Annotated in this window: 20 protein-coding genes; 5 read left to right on the top strand and 15 right to left on the bottom strand. The window is 36.6% G+C overall.

Features of this window, described 5'->3' with window-relative positions; translation table 11 throughout:
* Positions 1 to 18: 18 nt before the first annotated feature.
* The 4 genes from IV88_RS07310 to proC all read right to left on the bottom strand — a co-directional run bounded on the left by IV88_RS07310 (position 19) and on the right by proC (position 3,189).
* Positions 19 to 357 carry a type II toxin-antitoxin system RelE/ParE family toxin gene (locus IV88_RS07310; RefSeq protein ID WP_057800244.1) on the bottom strand — a complete coding sequence of 113 codons (339 nt, stop codon included), beginning with the start codon at positions 355 to 357 and terminating at the stop codon, positions 19 to 21.
* A 107-nt stretch (positions 358 to 464) separates the two neighbouring features.
* Entirely contained in the window at positions 465 to 1,166 is a 702-nt protein-coding gene (locus tag IV88_RS07305; RefSeq protein ID WP_057800242.1) for a GntR family transcriptional regulator, read from the bottom strand.
* An 18-nt stretch (positions 1,167 to 1,184) separates the two neighbouring features.
* Positions 1,185 to 2,330 (bottom strand): N-acetylglucosamine-6-phosphate deacetylase, encoded by a 1,146-nt coding sequence (nagA, locus tag IV88_RS07300; RefSeq protein WP_057800240.1) that lies wholly within the window; start codon positions 2,328 to 2,330, stop codon positions 1,185 to 1,187.
* 67 nt (positions 2,331 to 2,397) lie between these two features.
* Entirely contained in the window at positions 2,398 to 3,189 is a 792-nt protein-coding gene (proC, locus tag IV88_RS07295; protein WP_057800239.1) for a pyrroline-5-carboxylate reductase, read from the bottom strand.
* 196 nt (positions 3,190 to 3,385) lie between these two features.
* Here proC and IV88_RS07290 point away from each other — a divergent pair, with 196 nt between their 5' ends.
* Entirely contained in the window at positions 3,386 to 3,880 is a 495-nt protein-coding gene (locus IV88_RS07290; protein ID WP_147165281.1) for a hypothetical protein, read from the top strand.
* Between the two features lie 67 nt (positions 3,881 to 3,947).
* Here IV88_RS07290 and metF read toward each other — a convergent pair whose 3' ends face one another.
* The 4 genes from metF to IV88_RS07270 all read right to left on the bottom strand — a co-directional run bounded on the left by metF (position 3,948) and on the right by IV88_RS07270 (position 8,677).
* The gene (gene metF, locus IV88_RS07285) at positions 3,948 to 4,820 is read right to left on the bottom strand and encodes a methylenetetrahydrofolate reductase [NAD(P)H] (protein WP_057800237.1); all 873 of its coding nucleotides are present in this window, start codon (positions 4,818 to 4,820) and stop codon (positions 3,948 to 3,950) included.
* Positions 4,807 to 7,077, bottom strand: coding sequence for a 5-methyltetrahydropteroyltriglutamate--homocysteine S-methyltransferase (gene metE, locus IV88_RS07280; protein ID WP_057800235.1), 2,271 nt, complete (start codon positions 7,075 to 7,077; stop codon positions 4,807 to 4,809). Before metE ends, metF begins: the two co-directional genes overlap by 14 nt.
* Before the next feature lie 429 nt (positions 7,078 to 7,506).
* Complete coding sequence (locus IV88_RS07275) at positions 7,507 to 8,190, bottom strand: CPBP family intramembrane glutamic endopeptidase (protein WP_057800233.1); 684 nt, start codon at positions 8,188 to 8,190, stop codon at positions 7,507 to 7,509.
* 70 nt (positions 8,191 to 8,260) lie between these two features.
* Positions 8,261 to 8,677 (bottom strand): MarR family winged helix-turn-helix transcriptional regulator, encoded by a 417-nt coding sequence (locus IV88_RS07270; RefSeq protein WP_147165282.1) that lies wholly within the window; start codon positions 8,675 to 8,677, stop codon positions 8,261 to 8,263.
* A gap of 173 nt (positions 8,678 to 8,850) precedes the next feature.
* On the opposite strand from IV88_RS07270, the gene IV88_RS07265 reads away from it, so the two are divergent.
* The 4 genes from IV88_RS07265 (at position 8,851) to IV88_RS07250 (ending at position 12,126) form a co-directional block, all read left to right on the top strand.
* Entirely contained in the window at positions 8,851 to 10,326 is a 1,476-nt protein-coding gene (locus IV88_RS07265; RefSeq protein ID WP_057800231.1) for an MDR family MFS transporter, read from the top strand.
* Positions 10,301 to 10,798 (top strand): DUF4811 domain-containing protein, encoded by a 498-nt coding sequence (locus IV88_RS07260; RefSeq protein WP_057800229.1) that lies wholly within the window; start codon positions 10,301 to 10,303, stop codon positions 10,796 to 10,798. Before IV88_RS07265 ends, IV88_RS07260 begins: the two co-directional genes overlap by 26 nt.
* A 207-nt stretch (positions 10,799 to 11,005) precedes the next feature.
* The gene (locus tag IV88_RS07255; RefSeq protein WP_057800227.1) at positions 11,006 to 11,689 is read left to right on the top strand and encodes a PaaX family transcriptional regulator C-terminal domain-containing protein; all 684 of its coding nucleotides are present in this window, start codon (positions 11,006 to 11,008) and stop codon (positions 11,687 to 11,689) included.
* A 14-nt stretch (positions 11,690 to 11,703) separates the two neighbouring features.
* Positions 11,704 to 12,126 carry a tautomerase family protein gene (locus IV88_RS07250; protein ID WP_057800225.1) on the top strand — a complete coding sequence of 141 codons (423 nt, stop codon included), beginning with the start codon at positions 11,704 to 11,706 and terminating at the stop codon, positions 12,124 to 12,126.
* A 43-nt stretch (positions 12,127 to 12,169) separates the two neighbouring features.
* Here IV88_RS07250 and IV88_RS07245 read toward each other — a convergent pair whose 3' ends face one another.
* The 7 genes from IV88_RS07245 to IV88_RS07215 form a co-directional block, all read right to left on the bottom strand.
* The gene (locus IV88_RS07245; protein WP_057800223.1) at positions 12,170 to 12,823 is read right to left on the bottom strand and encodes a CBS domain-containing protein; all 654 of its coding nucleotides are present in this window, start codon (positions 12,821 to 12,823) and stop codon (positions 12,170 to 12,172) included.
* A gap of 3 nt (positions 12,824 to 12,826) precedes the next feature.
* Positions 12,827 to 13,531, bottom strand: coding sequence for an ABC transporter ATP-binding protein (locus tag IV88_RS07240; protein WP_057800221.1), 705 nt, complete (start codon positions 13,529 to 13,531; stop codon positions 12,827 to 12,829).
* A gap of 2 nt (positions 13,532 to 13,533) precedes the next feature.
* The gene (locus IV88_RS07235; RefSeq protein ID WP_057800219.1) at positions 13,534 to 14,313 is read right to left on the bottom strand and encodes an ABC transporter ATP-binding protein; all 780 of its coding nucleotides are present in this window, start codon (positions 14,311 to 14,313) and stop codon (positions 13,534 to 13,536) included.
* On the bottom strand, positions 14,310 to 15,269 hold the full coding sequence (locus IV88_RS07230) for a branched-chain amino acid ABC transporter permease (protein ID WP_057800217.1): 960 nt from the start codon (positions 15,267 to 15,269) through the stop codon (positions 14,310 to 14,312). Before IV88_RS07230 ends, IV88_RS07235 begins: the two co-directional genes overlap by 4 nt.
* A gap of 9 nt (positions 15,270 to 15,278) precedes the next feature.
* Complete coding sequence (locus IV88_RS07225) at positions 15,279 to 16,157, bottom strand: branched-chain amino acid ABC transporter permease (RefSeq protein ID WP_057800215.1); 879 nt, start codon at positions 16,155 to 16,157, stop codon at positions 15,279 to 15,281.
* A gap of 33 nt (positions 16,158 to 16,190) precedes the next feature.
* Positions 16,191 to 17,384, bottom strand: a complete 1,194-nt coding sequence (locus tag IV88_RS07220) for an ABC transporter substrate-binding protein (protein WP_057800213.1) — start codon at positions 17,382 to 17,384, stop codon at positions 16,191 to 16,193.
* Between the two features lie 473 nt (positions 17,385 to 17,857).
* Entirely contained in the window at positions 17,858 to 18,445 is a 588-nt protein-coding gene (locus tag IV88_RS07215) for a peptidylprolyl isomerase (RefSeq protein ID WP_057800211.1), read from the bottom strand.
* Between the last annotated feature and the right edge of the window lie 89 nt (positions 18,446 to 18,534).

The raw sequence follows: 18,534 nt of genomic DNA, 5'->3' as shown, positions 1-18,534 counted from the left end.
CTCTCTTGACTTATTACCTTAGGTCTCTCGTAAAACTATGGCATGTTTAATTTCTTTTTTTGGAGTTTTATTTGTTTTCTTAGTAAATCCATGAGTAATTATATATTTTCCATGGTCCACATGAAAATAACATGCACGTTGAATATTTGAGCCTACTTTGCTTCTCAACTCATACAAATTTGTATCCAACTTCTTTACCCACTTCAGTCTCTGGGCTGTCATCATCCCATTACTCTCAACTTTGTTAATAACAGTAATAACTTTTAGACGCCCTTTTTTTGGTAAATCTTCATACCATTCAATAAATTCATCATGTCCGTTGGGACGCATATATGACTCGAATTCTATTTTATCCATATTTAATTATATCATATATGATATAAAAGCTATACTGAATTGCATTTATAAAAAGACCATTAAATCCAGTATTTCTACCAACGATTTAATGATCTTCATTATTAATATTATCTATTCAAATAAAATTCAAATCGTTCCCCGACATATTGTGTTCGAACGTATTCAAATGGATTACCATCTTCCAAGAATGAAATCTGATGCAAACGAAGAATTGCTTCACCACGCTTAATATCCAAGTAATCAGCAACTTTTTCCGAAGCCAGCATAGCTGAGACGGTTTGGTTAGCCTTACCAATCTTCAATCCAGCTTTATCTTCCAAAGTTTTATAAAGAGATTTAGTTACTTCAGACTTGCTAAAGTTACGAACTAGTTTTTCAGGAACTGAAGCAGTTTCGTAACAAATTGGCACATCATCAGCGTAACGAATCCGTTCCATTCGTAAGACAAGTTCACCGGGCTCTAAATTCAGTCTTTCAACTTCACTTAAAGAAGGCTCACCAGCGTGGTATGAAATAGTCTTGCTTGATGGGTGTTTGCCTTGAGCTTCCATCAACTCAGTAAAACTAGTTACACCAGACACTTTTTCTTGAACTTTTTGGCTTGCAACGTAAGTTCCAGAACCAACTTTGCGTTCCAAAATACCCTCTTCAACTAATGTTGAAATGGCTTGTCTTAGTGTCATACGACTGACGTTGAATTGTTCTGACAAATCACGTTCAGCTGGAATACGTTCTCCAACTGACCAACGACCTGCTTCAATTGCCTTTTTTATTTCGTTATGAATTTGAATATAGATTGGCGAACTCATATTATAATCCCCTTAGTATTACTTACGTTCGTTTGAAAACTTACGACCGTAACTGAATGTTGCTAGCTTGTCCATGTTAGCATCGAAAATGTTTAAGTCAGCATCCTTACCAACTTCAAGTGTACCTTTGCTATCAAGACCAAATTCACGAGCCTGGTTAACTGAACTCATTTGAACAGCTTCTGAAATACCACAACCAAAGAACTTCATAGAATTACGGAATGCATCATCAAATGCCAATACTGATCCGGCAAGTGTACCGTCAGCTAAACGAGCCTGCTTGTCTTTAACATAAACCTTTTGACCACCAAGTTCACTTTCACCTTCAGCGATACCCTTAGCACGCATTGAGTCAGTAACAAGATCGATTCGTTCTGGTCCCTTAACTTCATAAGCTAATTTCAACATATCTGGTACGATATGGAAACCATCACAGATTAATTCACACATAATGTTGTCTTCCAACATTGCATGACCAGTAACACCTGGTTCACGGTGCTTAAATTCACGTTGTGCGTTGTACAAGTGAGTTGTATGAGTAACTTTACTATTTAAGAGTTGTGCACGAGTTGCATCACTATGACCAACTGAAGGTACAATTCCATGATCTAAACAGTAAGCTTCAAATGCATCAGCACCGTCATGTTCTGGAGCAATTGTGATTAACTTAACACGATTGCCAGATAATTCATTCCATTTACCTAATAATTCAGTATCTGGATCTTTAATGTATTCTTCTGGCTGAGCACCTTTATACTTAGTCGAGATGAAAGGTCCTTCCAAATGAACACCTTGGATAACTGGGTTTTCTTCAGCAGCTTTTGCAACACCACGCATTGCTTTTTCAATGTTCTCATTTGATTGAGTCATTGTTGTACAGAAGAAACTTGTAACACCTTCGTTTAGGACTGCATCGTTAACCATTTCATTGATTTCATCAGGATTACCATCCATAGCGTCAAAGCTGTAGCCACCATGTGTATGTACATCGATAAATCCAGGAACAATAATTTGTTCACCGGCGAAATGAACATCATCATCGCCTTGTGCTTTATATTCGCTCATTGGTCCAACAGCTTCAATTGTTTTTCCAAATCGAATATAGCCATCTTCAATTTTTTCCAAACCTGTATAAATTGTTGCGTGTCTTAAAACGGTACTCATAAATAGAGCCTCCTAATTTTTTGTCTATGAATAGTATAATCGGTATAGACCATAAGTGCAAGGCAAATTACTGACCGAGTTCTTTATTGATTGTTGCATCGATTCCTTTGACCACTGCTGTACTCAAGCCAGCTTCTTCCATAGCAAGTAAGCCAGCAACGGTTGTACCACCTGGTGAAGAAACCTTATCAATTAAAGCGTAAGGAATTTCATCGGATTTCAAAATCATATCTGCACTGCCCTTAACTACCTGAGCAGCAATTCGAGTAGCATCATCTTTTTTGAAACCATATTTAACACCGGCACGTGATAATGCGTCAACAAATAAGTAGGCATAAGCTGGAGCACTACCGGCAATTGCAGAGAAAGCTGGGAAATCTTTTTCAGCAACTTCAATTGATCCACCAATTTTGTCGAAAATTTCAACACCACTTAAATATGGTTCAGCATCTAATGCTTGGTCTGAAACAACAGCTGTCATTCCTTGTCCAATTTCCACGTTCACATTTGGCATAGTACGAAGAACGGGTTGATCTTGACCAACCAATTCCTTCATATCGGCTACACTCAAACCAGACACGAGTGAAACTAATAATTTGTCAGTTGAAAGCTTATCTTGTACTTCTGCTAAAACATCGTTTACCATCTGTGGCTTAACTGCTAAAACGACAATATCAGAATTTTTTACAAGAGTTGAATTATCACTTTCTGCAACCAGACCATTGTCCTTAGCGAAGGTTTCATAATTAGCTGCGTGAGCGCTATGAACCAAAATATCATTTCCGTTATAGTCAGCCTTCAGCATTCCTTTAATAATCGCCTTTGCCATGTTTCCAACACCAATAAAACCAATTTTCATTATGACGCCGTCCTTTTCACTTTTAATTATCGTTTCTAATATATAGACATCTTAACATTTAAGGTCAAGCGTGGAAATTAGAGTGCTTAGTGAAACACTTCAAACAAAGAAGGAAAATCGATAACTTTGAGTAAGTATTAATGTACTGTTATTCATGCTATGCTTTACTCAAAAGTACTTGAATGGAGGATTTTTAATGCGGCATCTTATTCGTAATCACAAACTGATTAGTACTATGCCTCTTTCGGTACTTAGTATTCTTATAATTGCTGGCTCATTCATTATTAAACATTCCTATGATAACCATCAGGCTGAACAAAAAATTGAAAGCACATTAAGTTACAATGGATTCTCCAATATAGTTTCCAGAAGCTCAGTTCGTAAAGAATCCACAGGTCCATTCAGTGGTATCAGCTGGTATGAAATAACTTTTTCAAATAATACTACTCTAAAGGCGAGTTATACCTATAACAAGCAACTAGACCGCACCAACAAAAATTCAACTCTGAAAGACTGTCCAATTGTATATCGCGTCATCTTAATTCCACCTACATCAAAGGTGAAAGAATGGACAACTGAAATATATTTAGATACTAATCAAAAGCTACGAGATGGAAATCAATCATCATATATTCAAAAACTAAATAAAGATACTCGAAAAACATTAAAAATGAAATCACAGGATAAATAATTTGAATCCTCTAACTAAAAAACAGTATTAAACTCAATAAAACCACGAGTTTAATACTGTTTTTATTTTATTTAACTGTCGCGCTAAACAACGACTTAGTAGCATCCCAAATTCGTTGAGCAGTATCACTATTATTCATAGTATAAAGATGAATACCGTCTACACCTTGAGAAACAAGATCTGCAATTTGATCAACCGCATAAGCAATTCCTGCGTCACGGAGTGCTTCAGGATTGTTTTCATAACGTGAAAGCATTGCGACATATTTATGGGGCAATGGAACACCCGCTACTTGAGCAATTCGTTCAATTTGTTTCTTGTTGGTACAAGGCATAATTCCCGCTTCAATTGGAACTTCAATTCCACTCAACTCTGCTTTTTCTTGAAAATCATAGAAGCATTGATTATCGAAGAACACTTGTGAGATTAAATGATCTGCTCCTGCATCAACCTTTTCACAGAGGTGCTTAATATCATCAACTGCATTTACTGACTCTTGATGAACCTGTGGATAGCACGCTCCAACAATTTCAAAGCCACCACGTTGTTGAATGTAAGCTGTTAAATCGTCAGCGTGATGGAAAACTCCAGTAGGAGTAAGTCCTTCAATTCGGTCTCCACGCAATGCTAAGACATTACTAATACCACGTTCTTCAAGTTGATCTAGGATTTCATCAACTGACTCTTTTGTTTGATAGATACCAGGAATATGAGCTACCGCCGGAATTCCGAGTCCATTTTGGATTTCATCAGCAATATGGACCGTTAAATCGTGGCGTCCAGTCCCACCAGCACCCAGCGTAACCGAGATAAAATCAGGATGAATGCCCTGCAAGTTTTCTAATGTTTGATGTAAGTGTTCCACTCCGACTTCAGTCTTTGGTGGAAACACTTCGATAGAAAAAACTGTTTTATGTTTAAATGCATCAACGAGTTTCATGCAAACTACCTCGAACCTTTTTAGTTGCTTCAACTAAATTCTCAAGACTAGCAAAAGTTTCTTTTTCTCCTCGTGTCTTTAGACCACAATCAGGATTGATCCAAACTTTCGAAGTTGGTAATTTAGCTAAAATCTTACCGATAATATTTTCAATTTCTTCTACTGAAGGAACACGTGGTGAATGAATATCATAAACACCAGGGCCAACTTCAGTTTGGAAATTAGCAGCGACTAGTTGATCAATCAAAGTTAAATCTGAACGGGATGCTTCAAATGAAATCACATCTGCATCCAAGTCATCGATGGCTTTAACAATGTCACCAAATTCGCTGTAACACATATGAGTATGAATCTGTGTACTTGCTTGAACAGGGCTATGAACTAAGCGGAATGCTGGAACAGCCCAATCCAAGTATTCTTTAAACCAATCTGACTTACGAAGTGGTAATTTTTCACGTAAAGCTGGTTCGTCGATTTGAATAATCTTAATATCGTGAGCTTCCAAATCTAAAACTTCGTCTTGAACTGCTAAAGCAATCTGAGTAACGGAAGCTTCAGGTGTGATATCTTCGCGTGGGAAGGACCAGTTGAAAATGGTTACAGGGCCAGTTAACATTCCCTTCATTTCCTTCTTAGTTAAGCTTTGAGCGTAAACTGTTTCATCAACAGTGATGGAACCAGTGCGGCTAACATCACCCCAGATAATTGGTGGTTTAACCCCACGTGTTCCATATGATTGAACCCAGCCATTGCTAGTAAAGACAAAACCGTCTAATTTTTCACCAAAGTACTCAACCATGTCGTTTCGTTCATATTCACCATGAACTAGAACATCTAAACCAATCTTTTCTTGGAATTCAACAATTCGTTTAATCTTGTCGCGGTTAAATTGATCGTATTCTTCCTTACTAATTTCACCATGACGCAACTTAGCACGGTTTTGACGCACATCTTTAGTTTGTGGGAACGAACCAATTGTAGTCGTTGGTAATTCAGGTAAATCAAATTCTTTCTTTTGAATAGCTTCACGTTCTGCACGACTTGGTGTTCGTTGATAATCCTTGTCTGACAAGTTAGCAACCCGTTCTTTCACTTGATCATTGACAGGGTGTTTAACTGACTGGAACAAGTCTTGATTAGCTTTTAGTAAATCATCGTGGCCACCAGCTAAAATTTGATCTAAATCATGTAATTCAGCTAATTTTTCAGTAGCAAATGACAAGTGTTTTTGAATATCTGCTGGTAATTGTTGTTCGTTCTTAGCTGTAAATGGAACATGTTGGAGTGAGCTTGAAGAACTGAGCACTACATTTTTAGCATCTATTTTCTTTAAAGTAGCAACGGTTGCTTCATAGTCATTACGCCAAATGTTCTTACCGTTTACAATTCCAGCAAATAACACGCGGTCAGCTGGGAAGCCATTCTTTTCGACTAATTCAAGATTCTTCTTGTTAGCAACAAAATCTAAACCAATTCCATCGAATGCCAATTTAGTAGTGATTTCTTCATATACGTCACGAACGTCACCAAAGTAAGTTTGTAAGTTAACCTTTAAACCGGCCTTATTAGCTAAGATACCTTCGTACAACTTAGTGAATAACTCATGGTCAGCATCGTTAACGTCAAATGAAAGTGCTGGCTCATCAATTTGAATCCATTCCACGCCACTTTCAGCAACCTTAGCTAAGATTTCGTTGTAAGCTTTGATTAAATCGTCAACAAAATCAGCAGCTTGCTTCTTACCTATGAATCGACTTAATTTAAGTAAAGTATAAGGTCCATCAATCACGGCTTTAGCATTGAATCCAGCGTCTTTGGCTTCTTGTACTTCATCGAAAATCTTTGTTCCATTTAGTTTGATTTCAGTATCATCATCAAATTCAGGCACAATGTAGTGGTAGTTAGTGTTAAACCATTTCATCATTGGGAGAGCCTTAACTGAATGTTCATCGTTTTGAAAACCACGAGCAATTGCAAAATATTCATCAAGAGCACTAAGGCCTAATTCTTTGTAACGCTTTGGAACAACGTTTAATAAGTAGGATGCGTCTAGTAAACCATCAAAGAATGAAAAATCACCGGCAGGAATTAAATCAATCCCAGCATCCTTTTGTAATTTCCAATGTTTGAGGCGTAATTCATGCGCCTTTTGTAATAATTCATCCTGCGTAAGTTCTTGTTTCCAATAGTGTTCTGTGGCAAATTTTAGTTCCCGGTTTTCTCCAATACGTGGAAATCCAATAATAGTTGTAGTCATAAGCATCCTCCATAAGTGTTTTAAGCAAAAAGAAAAAGGTGGTCCGAGTTTCTCCCTGTAAAAAGGGCGAAAACGCGGTACCACCTTAAAAACCCAGTCATCTCACAATAACTAGCTCAACCAGTCTCATTCCTGAAACTGTGATCACGTATCGTGTGATTCACGGTAGTCTAGCTTGCACCGACTACTCGCTCTGAGCTCATCTTCACTGATTTTATCCGATCCTTCTTTCCACCTGCCGAAGGTCTCTATGAACATCAAAATCAGTTACTCTTCTCTTCATCGCTTGTTTGAATTAGATTTTAATGAGATTATACACCCAGCAAAATTAAAATCAACTGTATTTTCTAATTTTTATTTAACTTTTGTGGTATCAATGTACAAAAAAAGCTTTAAAACAGGCTTTTCACCGTTTTAAAACTTTTTAGTTTATTTAGTCATAAATGCTACAACCAATAACAAGACAGCGGATGCGAATTGAACGAAATCAAATAGAAAATGAGTCATAATGTTTTGCCAAATATTCTTTGAGAAGTAGTAAATTAATGCAAACCAAGCACCAACTACCATGTACGGAATCATTTGAACTACATCACCATTAAAATTATTCCAGTGAACTAACCCAAAAGCCACTGAGGATACGAAAAACATAATCCACATTAACACTTTATTATTCTTCCACTGGAAAAATAATGCGTGTCTGAAAACAATTTCTTCTGTAAATGGTGCCATCAATGTTGTTAAACTTGCTACTAATCCCATTGAAGCCGTTTGGATACTTAGCAGACTTGTATTAACCGCAGCTCCGGCAACAAATGGTTTCATACCCATTCGAACAAGACTGAGAATTACGTATGTTAAAATCATCCCCAGTAAGGCTAATCCTAAGTTACGCCAAATATGTTGTTTCCAAATTTTCCAATCATCACGTAAAACATCTTTAAATAAAATAATGGCTGTGATAAATCCAACAAAGAATACTAATACATTTAAAATAACCAAAAGCCACTGATTATTATGAACTAAACGAGCAATGAATGATCCGATCCCCAATTCTAATAATGGGATTAAAATAGCAATTATAGTCTTTGGTGCACTTACTTTTCTTTCCATACTCCCTACCCCCTAGGTATTGATGAAATTATTATACCGAATCTTAAAATTTACAGCTACTAATTATACTTCACATGTTTTGGTTAACTGCTCTCAGTAAGCGAATGAGTTCTTGGTATTCTTTATCATTTATTGTTTGTTTTAGCTTTTTTTGGCTATCAATAAAAACTTGATTGACATCTGCCAGAACTTTACTTCCACGTTCAGAAAGAAAAATTTGTTTTTGACGCTCATTATCACTCGGAACTCGCCTTTCAATGTAACCTTTTTGTTCTAGCCCTTGTAGCATACTAGAGATAGTAGCTCCTCTTAGTAAGAAAGCATCAGCTAAATCCTTTTGAATGAGCCCCTCATGTAATCCAATATACTGTAATGTACGGCCTTGTTGTTGATTCAAATTTAAATTCTGCATTGTATTTGCTTGGTTGCGGATTAGTTTACTGGTAATGCTTCGCATTAAATCAATTGCTTCTGTTTGTTCATCCATTATCTACACCTCTAAATTTATTATACAAAAAAATGTTAGAAATGTTGACAGTTAGATTTCTAAGAGTTGTGATTTCAATCGTTCTTCATTAGGTACCTAATTAGATGTGCATAGCACATTTTATTTTTGCTATATAGTTAGATTTCTAACAATTTAAAAAGGAGATGTTCATAATGTCATACACCGATGTTCATGGTAGCCAGTATCGACTAGTACCATTCGTCATAACTATTTTAATCGGATCATTTTCCGATATGCTTAACCAAACTGTTTTAGGAGTAGCTCAGCCTACTTTGATGAAATACTTTTCAATTGGTGCTTCCGATATTCAATGGCTTACCACTGGTTTTCTTTTAGCCAGTGCACTTATGATTCCAATCACAGTGTGGTTAACGAATCGTTTTAATACTAAACGGCTATTTATTGCTTCACAAATCATGTTTCTTTTGGGAACACTCGCATGTTTTTACGCCGATAATTTTTCAATTTTACTATTGGGTCGAATCATTCAAGCCCTAGGATCTGGTGTTGCCGCTCCTCTTTCGATGACAATGTTATTTTCAGCCTTCCCACCTGAAAAACAAGGACAAGCGATGGGGCTTTTAGGAATTGTATTTGGATTAGCACCAGCTATTGGACCAACTTTTTCTGGTTGGGCAATTGATGCATTAAACTGGCGCGCAATTTTTGGAATTGTCATTCCAATTAGTATCCTAACCATTTTGGCATCATTTATTTTTATTAAGGACGTTGCAGAACAACATAATTCCAAACTCGATTTCATTTCAGTTATTTTATCAACACTTGGCTTCGGAGGTATTCTATACGGATTCTCTGTCGTAGGTAACAAAGGATGGACAAGCATTGATTTTATAGCAGCTGTCGTAGCAGGACTATTTTTAACTATTTTATTTATTCTTCGTCAATTAAGAATAGAAAATCCTCTGATGGATGTTCGGATTTTTAAAGAACATAACTTTACAGTTGGCACAATCATTGGATCTATAGTAATGATTGCAATGATTGGTTTTGAAATTGTACTACCTATGTACTTACAGATTGTTTTAGGACTAAGCGCTATTCAAGCTGGGCTCTCACTTCTGGCAGGTGCTTTGACTATGGCTTTCACAAGTCCAATTGCCGGAATTGCTTTAGATAAATTTGGTGGTAAACGACTTATTATTTTTGGAATGGCCATTGTAACCCTGGGAACAATTCCTTTTGGATTTTTAACTAGTCACAGCTCGATTGTTTATATAATCGTTCTATATGCGGTTCGCAACTTTGGTATGGCACTTGCCTTAATGCCTTCTGGAAGTGTGGCATTTTCAGCATTAACACCCAAGGTATTTGCTGATGGGAGTGCTCTAAACAATGTTGCTCGCCAGGTAGCTGCTTCAATTGGAACTGCAATATTAGTTTCAGTATTTTCTAATACTACAAGCGCACTATCTCCGGCAAAACAGTTATTAAAAATTGACCCTATGTCATATAAAAAAGAAATATTCAATGCCTTATTGAGTGGTTACCACGTAGCATTTTTGCTAGCTAGCTTGGCAACTATGATTGCATTCTTTATTAGTTTTCAAGTTCGAAATAATCGACAGAAGGAGGAATTGAAACATGATTCTAGTTCTACTAATCATTAGTCTAATTTGTTCATTTTACTTTTGTATTTTCTTTAAAACGTCTCGATTGAAAATTATACTATCATTGATATCAGTATTAATCTTTTTAGTTAGCTTGATAACTATTATTGAAAACGATAGCGCACACTTTGGGATGCAAACTCGTACAATAACTTCAACAACCAGGATAAGCGCATCACCCAAGTTTAAAAAGCCAACATTAACCTACGTTAAATTAGGTCAATCAAATAAAAGTAAGGTTTATATTTTAAATGGATCTAAACACACTGATCCAGAGTATGGAACAATTAAAATAAATCGTACAAGTGACAAACAAACAACTCTGGTCACAAAAAAGGAAGAGTGGTTCTATCAAAGTCAATTAAATAAAATTCTATTTTGTTGGTCTAATAATAATCATCAGTTAAAGCATCTGTACTACACTTTCAACGTTCCAACTAGTTGGAATATCACCCAAATAGCTAGGCATTAAAATTAAGACTTCTGAATTCAGAAGTCTTTTTTATATACAAAAATAATTAAATGTATTAATATCTGGTATATAAAATATAAAGGAGGTCATAGTATTAGATCTATTCAAAGACAAATTCTTTATTTATTAAATACCGCACATAAAGTTGATACAAAGAAGCTTTTATCTATCTTATCTTCATATGGATACAAAGATAGTTATATTCGAATGCAACTAACTGAATTAAAACGCAATGGTTTGATTAAAAATCCTCAACGTGGAATTTACGAAATGACAAAAGATGGTGTAACCGACATTGATTCACTGGAAGAAAAAGTAGTTGAAATTAATTCGATCAATTTCACTTACACGTTAGTAACCACTTCATTTTCTGGTAATGGTTCATTCTTACGCCAACAAATTCGAGCCCATCTATTACGTTTAGGATTTGGTGCTATGGAAAATGGAACGTATCTAGCAATCGGAAATCGAACTGAACAACTGCAATTGTTGCTACAAGACCATCCTGATCTAATTCGAGTGTTCAATGTCACTGAAATTAATCCAACACTCAATAGAGATAGTGTTAACGACATTTGGGGATTGGACAGTATTAGTACAAAGCTATCAGAAATGGATAAAAATTTCGAGACTAATTTTAAACAGACTAATCTTTCACAGCTAACCAATCTCGAACTGTTACACCAATACCTCACTCTCATTGATCAAGTTAGCGAGTATTACACAACAGACCCAATGTTGCCAAAACAGTTAATCGGATCAGATTGGATTGGATACAAACTGTTACGATCATATATTCAGTATGGAATTAATATTATTAAAAGTGTTAATCAAGACGAAGAACTATCTCAGTTCTTTGACTATCAAGTTATAACAAACAACCAAAAATAAAGGAGATTTTTACTATGCCAATGATTGATATTTACGCTGCTAAAGGAACATTTGATAACAAGAAGGAACTCGCACAAAAAGCCGCTCAATTGATAATGCAGGTAGAACAAGTACCGCCCATCAGCATGTTCAAGAATAATACCGCTGGGTTTGTTCATGAATTAGACGACCAAAGCTTTTCCAATGCTAGCGGCGATTCTAACTACGTACGAGTTCAGGTATTAACTAATCAAGGAGCTTTAGATCGTGACAAGCAATTGGAATTAACCGAAAAATTAACTCAACTAATTTCAGAAGCTGCTCATGACGAAAGTCTAAAAGATCGCACCTGGGTACTAATTACAGAAGCTGTACCAGGCGGTTGGGGACTTTGGGGTCACGCACACACCAATGAAGAATTAGTGGAAGCTGCAAAGAAAGAATTATCAGGTAAATAACACAAAAAGAATCTACAATTTTTGTAGATTCTTTTTGTTAGAACTATTTTTTCCATTCTTTATAATTCTCAGCTGCTTTCGCATTAAATCCAGCCTGTTTTAGTTTTTCAACTAATACTTCTTTATCCGCTGGATCAACATGAATTTCAACCACCTTAACACCATTCTGATGTGTCACCATCAAAGTCTGAATATTAAAGTTGTTCTCAGCCATGATTTGACCAACTTTAAAAATCACTCCAACCTGATCATGTTCGACAAAAATCTGAACAACTGTTGATTGCTCATGGTAGTCCGTCACATCCAAAAAAGCATCTAAAATATCATTATTCGTAATAATACCAACAATTGCACTACCATCCATAACCGGTAAAACACCTATTTGATTCTGTCTCATTTGATAAATGGCATCCTCTAAAAAAGCATCAGCAGAAATCGTTTTGACTTCTTTGGTCATGACATCGTTTACAGTCATATTATTTAATAAGTAGTTGACCTCATAAATCGACAAACTGGTAGCTTGGGATGGATTAGTACGTTCGATATCCCGTTGCGTTATAATTCCAACCAATTTTCCGTCATCAATCACAGGTAAACGATGAATCTTGTTTTGATTCATTAAATCAACAGCTACACTTATCTTCGTATCTGGTGCAACGGTTTGAATATCTTTCGTCATAAAATCTGCAACACTCATTATTTACCCTCCTAAATATGCTTTCTGAACGTCTAGATTAGCCAATAATTCTGCTCCCGTTCCCGACAATTTCACTTCACCAGACGCAATTACATAACCTCGATCTGAAATTGAGAGCGCCTTTTTAGCATTCTGTTCAATCAAAAGAACTGTAGTCCCATTCTCATTAATCTTTTTAATAATGCTAAAAATTTCATTGATAAAAATTGGAGCTAAACCCATTGATGGTTCGTCTAACAAAATTAGTTTAGGGTTAGCCATTAAAGCACGTCCCATTGCGAGCATCTGTTGTTCACCACCGGAGAGTGTAGCCGCATCTTGATTCTTTCGTTCAGCTAAAACAGGGAAGCGTTCAAACACAGTTCGATAGTTTTCTTGAACTTGTTGTTTGTCCTTGTTCAGGAAGGCTCCCATCTGTAAATTTTCCATCACTGATAATCCTGGAAAAATATGGCGTCCTTCAGGAACCTGTGAGATTCCACTGGCTACCACTTTGGGAGCGGCTTGTCGTTGAATTTGATTGCCTAAATAAACAATTTCGCCACTTTTAGGCTTTAAAAGTCCTGAAATCGTCTTTAAAATGGTCGTCTTCCCCGCTCCATTAGCTCCAATCAACGAAACAATTTCTCCTTCGTTGATATTAAAACTGACTTTTTTAACAGCATTAATCACGCCGTAATTCACAACTAGATCTTTCACTTCTAACATGGCTAAGCCTCCTCTCCCAAATATGCTTTAATAACAGCTGGATTTTGTTGAATCTCCTTTGGTGATCCTTCCGCTAATAATGATCCATGATCAAGTACATAAATTCGTTGTGCAACTTGCATAACTAGTGACATATCGTGTTCAATCAATAAAACTGTAATATGAAATTCCTTCTGCACTTCAATAATTAGTCGCGTTAAATCTGCGGTTTCTTCTGGATTCATCCCTGCGGCGGGTTCATCTAAAAATAGAATCTGCGGTTTTGTAGATAAAGCCCGCACAATTTCCAACCGGCGTTGAATTCCATAAGGAAGATTCTTAGCCAGCGTTTCAGTTTGTTGATCTAAACTGAATATTTTAAGTAATTTAATAGCTTCTTCTTTCATTTCTCTTTCGGTTCGATAGTAAGAAGGAAAACGTAGAATGCTACTGACAAAGCCTTCTTTGTAACGACTAGTCATGGCAATTAGAACGTTGTCTAACACTGTCATTTCTTTAAATAAACGGATATTTTGAAATGTTCTTGAAAGTCCTAATTTCGCAATTTGGTACGCTTTTTTATTATTCAATGGAAAAGTACCTTCTTTGCCAGCCAGTACCACAGAGCCCGACGAAGGTGTGATAACACCCGTTAACAAATTAAATAGAGTTGTTTTTCCAGCCCCATTAGGCCCAATCAATGCAACCAATTCATTGGAATTCAAGTGCATCGTGACATCTGAAACAGCGGTCAATCCACCAAAGTTTTTTATTAAATTATCTACTTTTAATAGTTCGCTCATTCTGAGACACCCCGCTTCACTTTAATTCGCTTTAGAATTCTGCTAAATGATAGTTCCCAAGTACCTAAGATCCCCGATGGCTTAAAGATCATAATTAAAATTAAAGCTACTGCATAGATTACCATTCGGAGTGTTCCGAAGTTTTGCAAAATTGTGTCAATTACACCAAGTACCGTTGCAGCAACGAAGGTTCCTGTAATACTACCAACCCCACCCAGAACAACGATAATTAAAATCGAAATGGAACTCATAATATTAAAATCATTCGGCGCAATGGTTTGGAGAAATGAAGCATGTAATGATCCAGAAATAGCTGCAGTAGATGCTCCTAAAACAAAGGCTGCCAACTTCCATTTAAATACATTAATTCCCATTGCTTCCGCAGCAATTTCGTCTTCACGAACTGACATCACTGCTCGTCCACCACGACTGTGAATAAAGTTCACAATCACAATTGTGGTGAGACACATCATAATGTAGACGGTAGCCCAATCAGCAAACTGTGGAATATTAAACATCCCGGCAGCCCCATTAGTGATTTTCAAATTGTTAATAATAATTCTGATAATCTCAGCGGCTCCCATTGTGGCAATCGCTAGGTAATCGCCACGTAGACGCAACGTTGGAATACCCACAACTAAAGCAATCACAATTGCTAGAACCACTCCGACCCCCATCGAAATATAAAATCCAATTGGACTATTAATTGAATTAGTAATAATGGCAGAAGCATACGCTCCAATTGCCATAAATCCAGCATGTCCAAGTGAGAATTGACCGGCAAATCCAATAATCAAATTTAAACCAACAGCTAGAATTATGTTAATTCCAATCGTTACCAACATGTTCTCAATAAAAGAATTGATTACGCCCACTAAGATGAGAGTGTTCATAAGATAATATCCGGCAATCATCAAGCCTAACCAGATTGCGTTTGTTTTCAAATTTGCTTTCATTATCTTCACCTACACCTTTTCTTTCACATTTTTACCAAAGATTCCTGCTGGCAAAATCAACAAAATAATAATCAATACAACGTATACAACAGCATCCTTATATGCTGATAAACCAATTGATTGGAAAAGTGTTTCCAACATCCCAATCAAGAAGCCACCTAAGGAAGCTCCGGGAACTGATCCAATCCCACCAAGTACGGCAGCTACGAAAGCTTTAATTCCGGGTGTCATTCCCATCAATGGGTCAATTGAGTTGTAATACAAGCCAATCAAAACTCCGGCAGCTCCAGCCATTGAAGAACCTAGTGCAAACGTAAATGAAATCGTCCGATTAATATTGATTCCCACCAACTCGGCCGCATCCGCGTCAACCGAAACAGCACGCATTGCTTTACCCATTTTGGTTCGTTTAATAATAAGTTGCAGTAAAACCATCAAGATACAGGCTGTTACCAATATTAAAATCTGAATGTTAGAAATCAGTACACCACCGATATTGTAATTATGTTGTTGAATTACTTGTGGGAAGCTTCTAGTATCGGATGTGAAGAGATATGCCATTCCGTTTTCAAGAAAGAACGATACCCCAATCGCCGTAATTAAGGCTGTGATTCGTGGTGAATGCCGTAATGGCCGGTAAGCGAAGTACTCAATAATCACACCACTGATTGCTCCAACAACCATTGAACTTAGCAATGCTTCGATAAAATTAAAGTGCCATGCATTAATCGAATAATATCCCCAGAACGCACCCAACATATAGATATCACCGTGTGCAAAATTAATTAATTTAATAATGCCGTAAACCATTGTGTACCCCAGTGCTAGCAAGGCGTAGATGCTCCCCAATGAGAGGCCGTTAATAATTTGTTGAAAGAATGTTTGCAATGTAATTTCCTCCCTGATTGAGCTACTTGAAATCTATTTTGATTCGTAAGTATTAGAAACTTTTCCGTTTGTAAGTTGTTCGATTGCAATTGGTTTTTCAGGATCATGATTTTTGTTAATCGTTGTTGTTCCAGTGACACACTTCAAACCTTTAATTTGAGCAAGTCCTTCTGCAATCTTGGTTGAGTCTGCTGATTTTTCACGTTCAATTGCGTCTTTAATCATGTAAACAGAATCGTATGCAAGAGCTGAGAATGTTGGTGCTTGAGCATGGTAACGTTTTTCATATAAAGCCATGAACTTCTTAGCTACTGGATTACTTGCAGATGCTTTAGTTGAAAATGGTGTTGTGTAATAAACTTTATTGGCATTCTTGTTACCGGCGATTTGAGCAAGCTTTGGATCAGCCATTCCATCAGAACCAATGATTGGTGCATTGATGCCAGCTTGACGAGCTTGTTTTACAATCAATCCAATTTCTGAATAGTAACCGGGAGCGTAGATAGCATCAATTTTCTTATTCTTAAATGATGTTAGAACCGCATTGAAATCTTTGTCCCCTTCAGCAAAGGTCTGATTGGCAACAATCTTACCGTCAAAAGCATTCTTGAATGCTTTAGCAAGGCCAGTTCCATAATCAGTTGAGTTATCAGCAAGGATTGCAACACGTTTGCCCTTCAAAGTTTTGGCAGCAAATTTAGCAGCGGTGCTTCCTTGGAAATTATTTTGATAGCAAGCTCTAAATACATATGGTTGAGCCTTACCATTCTTTTGAAGTGTGAAGTCTGGGTCAGTAGCTGATGGACTTACAAATGGAACTTTTGCTTTGTTAGTTGCAGGAATCTGGGCTGTTCCATCATTGGTTGTTGCAGGTCCGACAATGACAGAAACTTTGTCGTTATTTACAAGTTGAGCAGCCACGGAAGCGGAAGTATTAGTTGATGTTTTATTGTCCTTAATCACCAATTTGATTTTTTCTGTCTTACTGCCAACCTTGATACCACCCTGGCTGTTAATTTCGTCAGCTGCCATCTGAATTCCTTGCTTCTGTTGGTTACCATAACCACCTGCAGCACCAGATAATTCCATATTCACTCCGACCTTAATGGTATTACCGTTGGCTTGATTACCTTGTCCAGTTGTTTTAGCAGCACTACAACCTGCAAAGACTGTCATAGCAACACCGATTGACATTATGTATCCGAATTTCTTAATTGATTTTTTCATTTTAATTTCCTACTTTCTCTCTTTAAGTATTGTTTATGTGTGACAACCGCCCGATCCGACCTTCTTTCCTAGGGCAATAAAAAAACCTCATTCTTTAACGAATGAGGTTTGAAATAGTTTGATTTATTCATCAAGCCCTCATCATTAAAGACGCAAATAAGGGCTTAACATTTTGATTATGTGAAGTTTTACTTCACCATCAACGTTAGGTCCTTGATCTTTAATAATAAGGCTAAATTTTGGTTGGCAGAGGCTACTGCCGCTTTATGAGTATTTGAATAAATTGCTGAATTACGTTTCATGGTAGTAACCTCCTTAACTAAATTTAATTGATGCTTCGAAGTATATTAATTTTCTAATCAAAAGTCAACCTTTCTCATCAAATTCTTTTAATTAAATATAAAAAGCTGCCACATCAAGGTTATCTCGATGCAACAGCTTCCTAGCTTTAAGCCAATTATTAGAATTTAAAATTATTTTTGAATTTCAACTGAATTAATCACAACATCTTCGTTTGGTTTATCAGCATAATCACGTTTTACTTTGCTGATAGCTTTCACGACATCTATACCTTCAGTAACTTGACCGAAAACAGTATGATGGCCGTCTAACCAAGGTGTTCCACCATTCTTATAAGCAGCAATAACTTCTTCCGGATATCCAGCACCAGATAATTGCTTGATCATTTTCTTGGGCACACTTGAGCTGCTAACAATAAAGAATTGGCTACCATTTGTATTAGGACCGGCATTAGCCATTGATAGTGCACCGTTCAAATTAAATAATTGATCTGAGAATTCATCTTCGAATGAAGAACCATAGATGCTTTCGCCACCCATTCCTGTTCCAGTTGGGTCGCCACCTTGAATCATAAAATCAGGAATAACACGGTGAAAGATTACACCATCGTAGTAACCCTTTTCTGATAACTCAATAAAGTTTTTAACGGTCTTAGGTACTATTTCATCAAATAATTGAATCGCAATATCGCCTTCGCTAGTTTTTAGCGTTAGCTTTGTTCCTTGTGCATTCTCAAGATCTAATTGAGGATAGTTTGTCATAATCGTACTCCCTTAGTTTTAAAATATTTTTCCATTATAAACTATTTTGATTAAATCAGCTTTATCTATCTTAAAACATTGGAAAAATA

The organism is Pediococcus argentinicus (genome assembly GCF_001437605.1).
In the GTDB taxonomy this organism is placed as follows: Bacteria; Bacillota; Bacilli; order Lactobacillales; family Lactobacillaceae; genus Pediococcus; species Pediococcus argentinicus.
The sequence above is the reverse complement of the archived record's forward strand: the minus strand, read 5'-3'. Positions and strand labels throughout refer to the sequence as shown.

Excerpts from the sequence above, each read along its gene's own strand:
- IV88_RS07255 (WP_057800227.1), top strand. The coding sequence starts at position 11,006 with ATGCAACTAACTGAATTAAAACGCAATGGTTTGATTAAAAATCCTCAA.
- IV88_RS07220 (WP_057800213.1), bottom strand. The coding sequence starts at position 17,384 with ATGAAAAAATCAATTAAGAAATTCGGATACATAATGTCAATCGGTGTT.
- IV88_RS07275 (WP_057800233.1), bottom strand. The coding sequence starts at position 8,190 with ATGGAAAGAAAAGTAAGTGCACCAAAGACTATAATTGCTATTTTAATC.
- nagA (WP_057800240.1), bottom strand. The coding sequence starts at position 2,330 with ATGAGTACCGTTTTAAGACACGCAACAATTTATACAGGTTTGGAAAAA.
- metE (WP_057800235.1), bottom strand. The coding sequence starts at position 7,077 with ATGACTACAACTATTATTGGATTTCCACGTATTGGAGAAAACCGGGAA.
- IV88_RS07270 (WP_147165282.1), bottom strand. The coding sequence starts at position 8,677 with ATGGATGAACAAACAGAAGCAATTGATTTAATGCGAAGCATTACCAGT.
- metF (WP_057800237.1), bottom strand. The coding sequence starts at position 4,820 with ATGAAACTCGTTGATGCATTTAAACATAAAACAGTTTTTTCTATCGAA.
- IV88_RS07310 (WP_057800244.1), bottom strand. The coding sequence starts at position 357 with ATGGATAAAATAGAATTCGAGTCATATATGCGTCCCAACGGACATGAT.
- IV88_RS07235 (WP_057800219.1), bottom strand. The coding sequence starts at position 14,313 with ATGAGCGAACTATTAAAAGTAGATAATTTAATAAAAAACTTTGGTGGA.
- IV88_RS07290 (WP_147165281.1), top strand. The coding sequence starts at position 3,386 with ATGCGGCATCTTATTCGTAATCACAAACTGATTAGTACTATGCCTCTT.
- IV88_RS07240 (WP_057800221.1), bottom strand. The coding sequence starts at position 13,531 with ATGTTAGAAGTGAAAGATCTAGTTGTGAATTACGGCGTGATTAATGCT.
- IV88_RS07260 (WP_057800229.1), top strand. The coding sequence starts at position 10,301 with ATGATTCTAGTTCTACTAATCATTAGTCTAATTTGTTCATTTTACTTT.
- IV88_RS07230 (WP_057800217.1), bottom strand. The coding sequence starts at position 15,269 with ATGAAAGCAAATTTGAAAACAAACGCAATCTGGTTAGGCTTGATGATT.
- IV88_RS07305 (WP_057800242.1), bottom strand. The coding sequence starts at position 1,166 with ATGAGTTCGCCAATCTATATTCAAATTCATAACGAAATAAAAAAGGCA.
- IV88_RS07250 (WP_057800225.1), top strand. The coding sequence starts at position 11,704 with ATGCCAATGATTGATATTTACGCTGCTAAAGGAACATTTGATAACAAG.
- IV88_RS07245 (WP_057800223.1), bottom strand. The coding sequence starts at position 12,823 with ATGAGTGTTGCAGATTTTATGACGAAAGATATTCAAACCGTTGCACCA.
- IV88_RS07215 (WP_057800211.1), bottom strand. The coding sequence starts at position 18,445 with ATGACAAACTATCCTCAATTAGATCTTGAGAATGCACAAGGAACAAAG.
- proC (WP_057800239.1), bottom strand. The coding sequence starts at position 3,189 with ATGAAAATTGGTTTTATTGGTGTTGGAAACATGGCAAAGGCGATTATT.
- IV88_RS07265 (WP_057800231.1), top strand. The coding sequence starts at position 8,851 with ATGTCATACACCGATGTTCATGGTAGCCAGTATCGACTAGTACCATTC.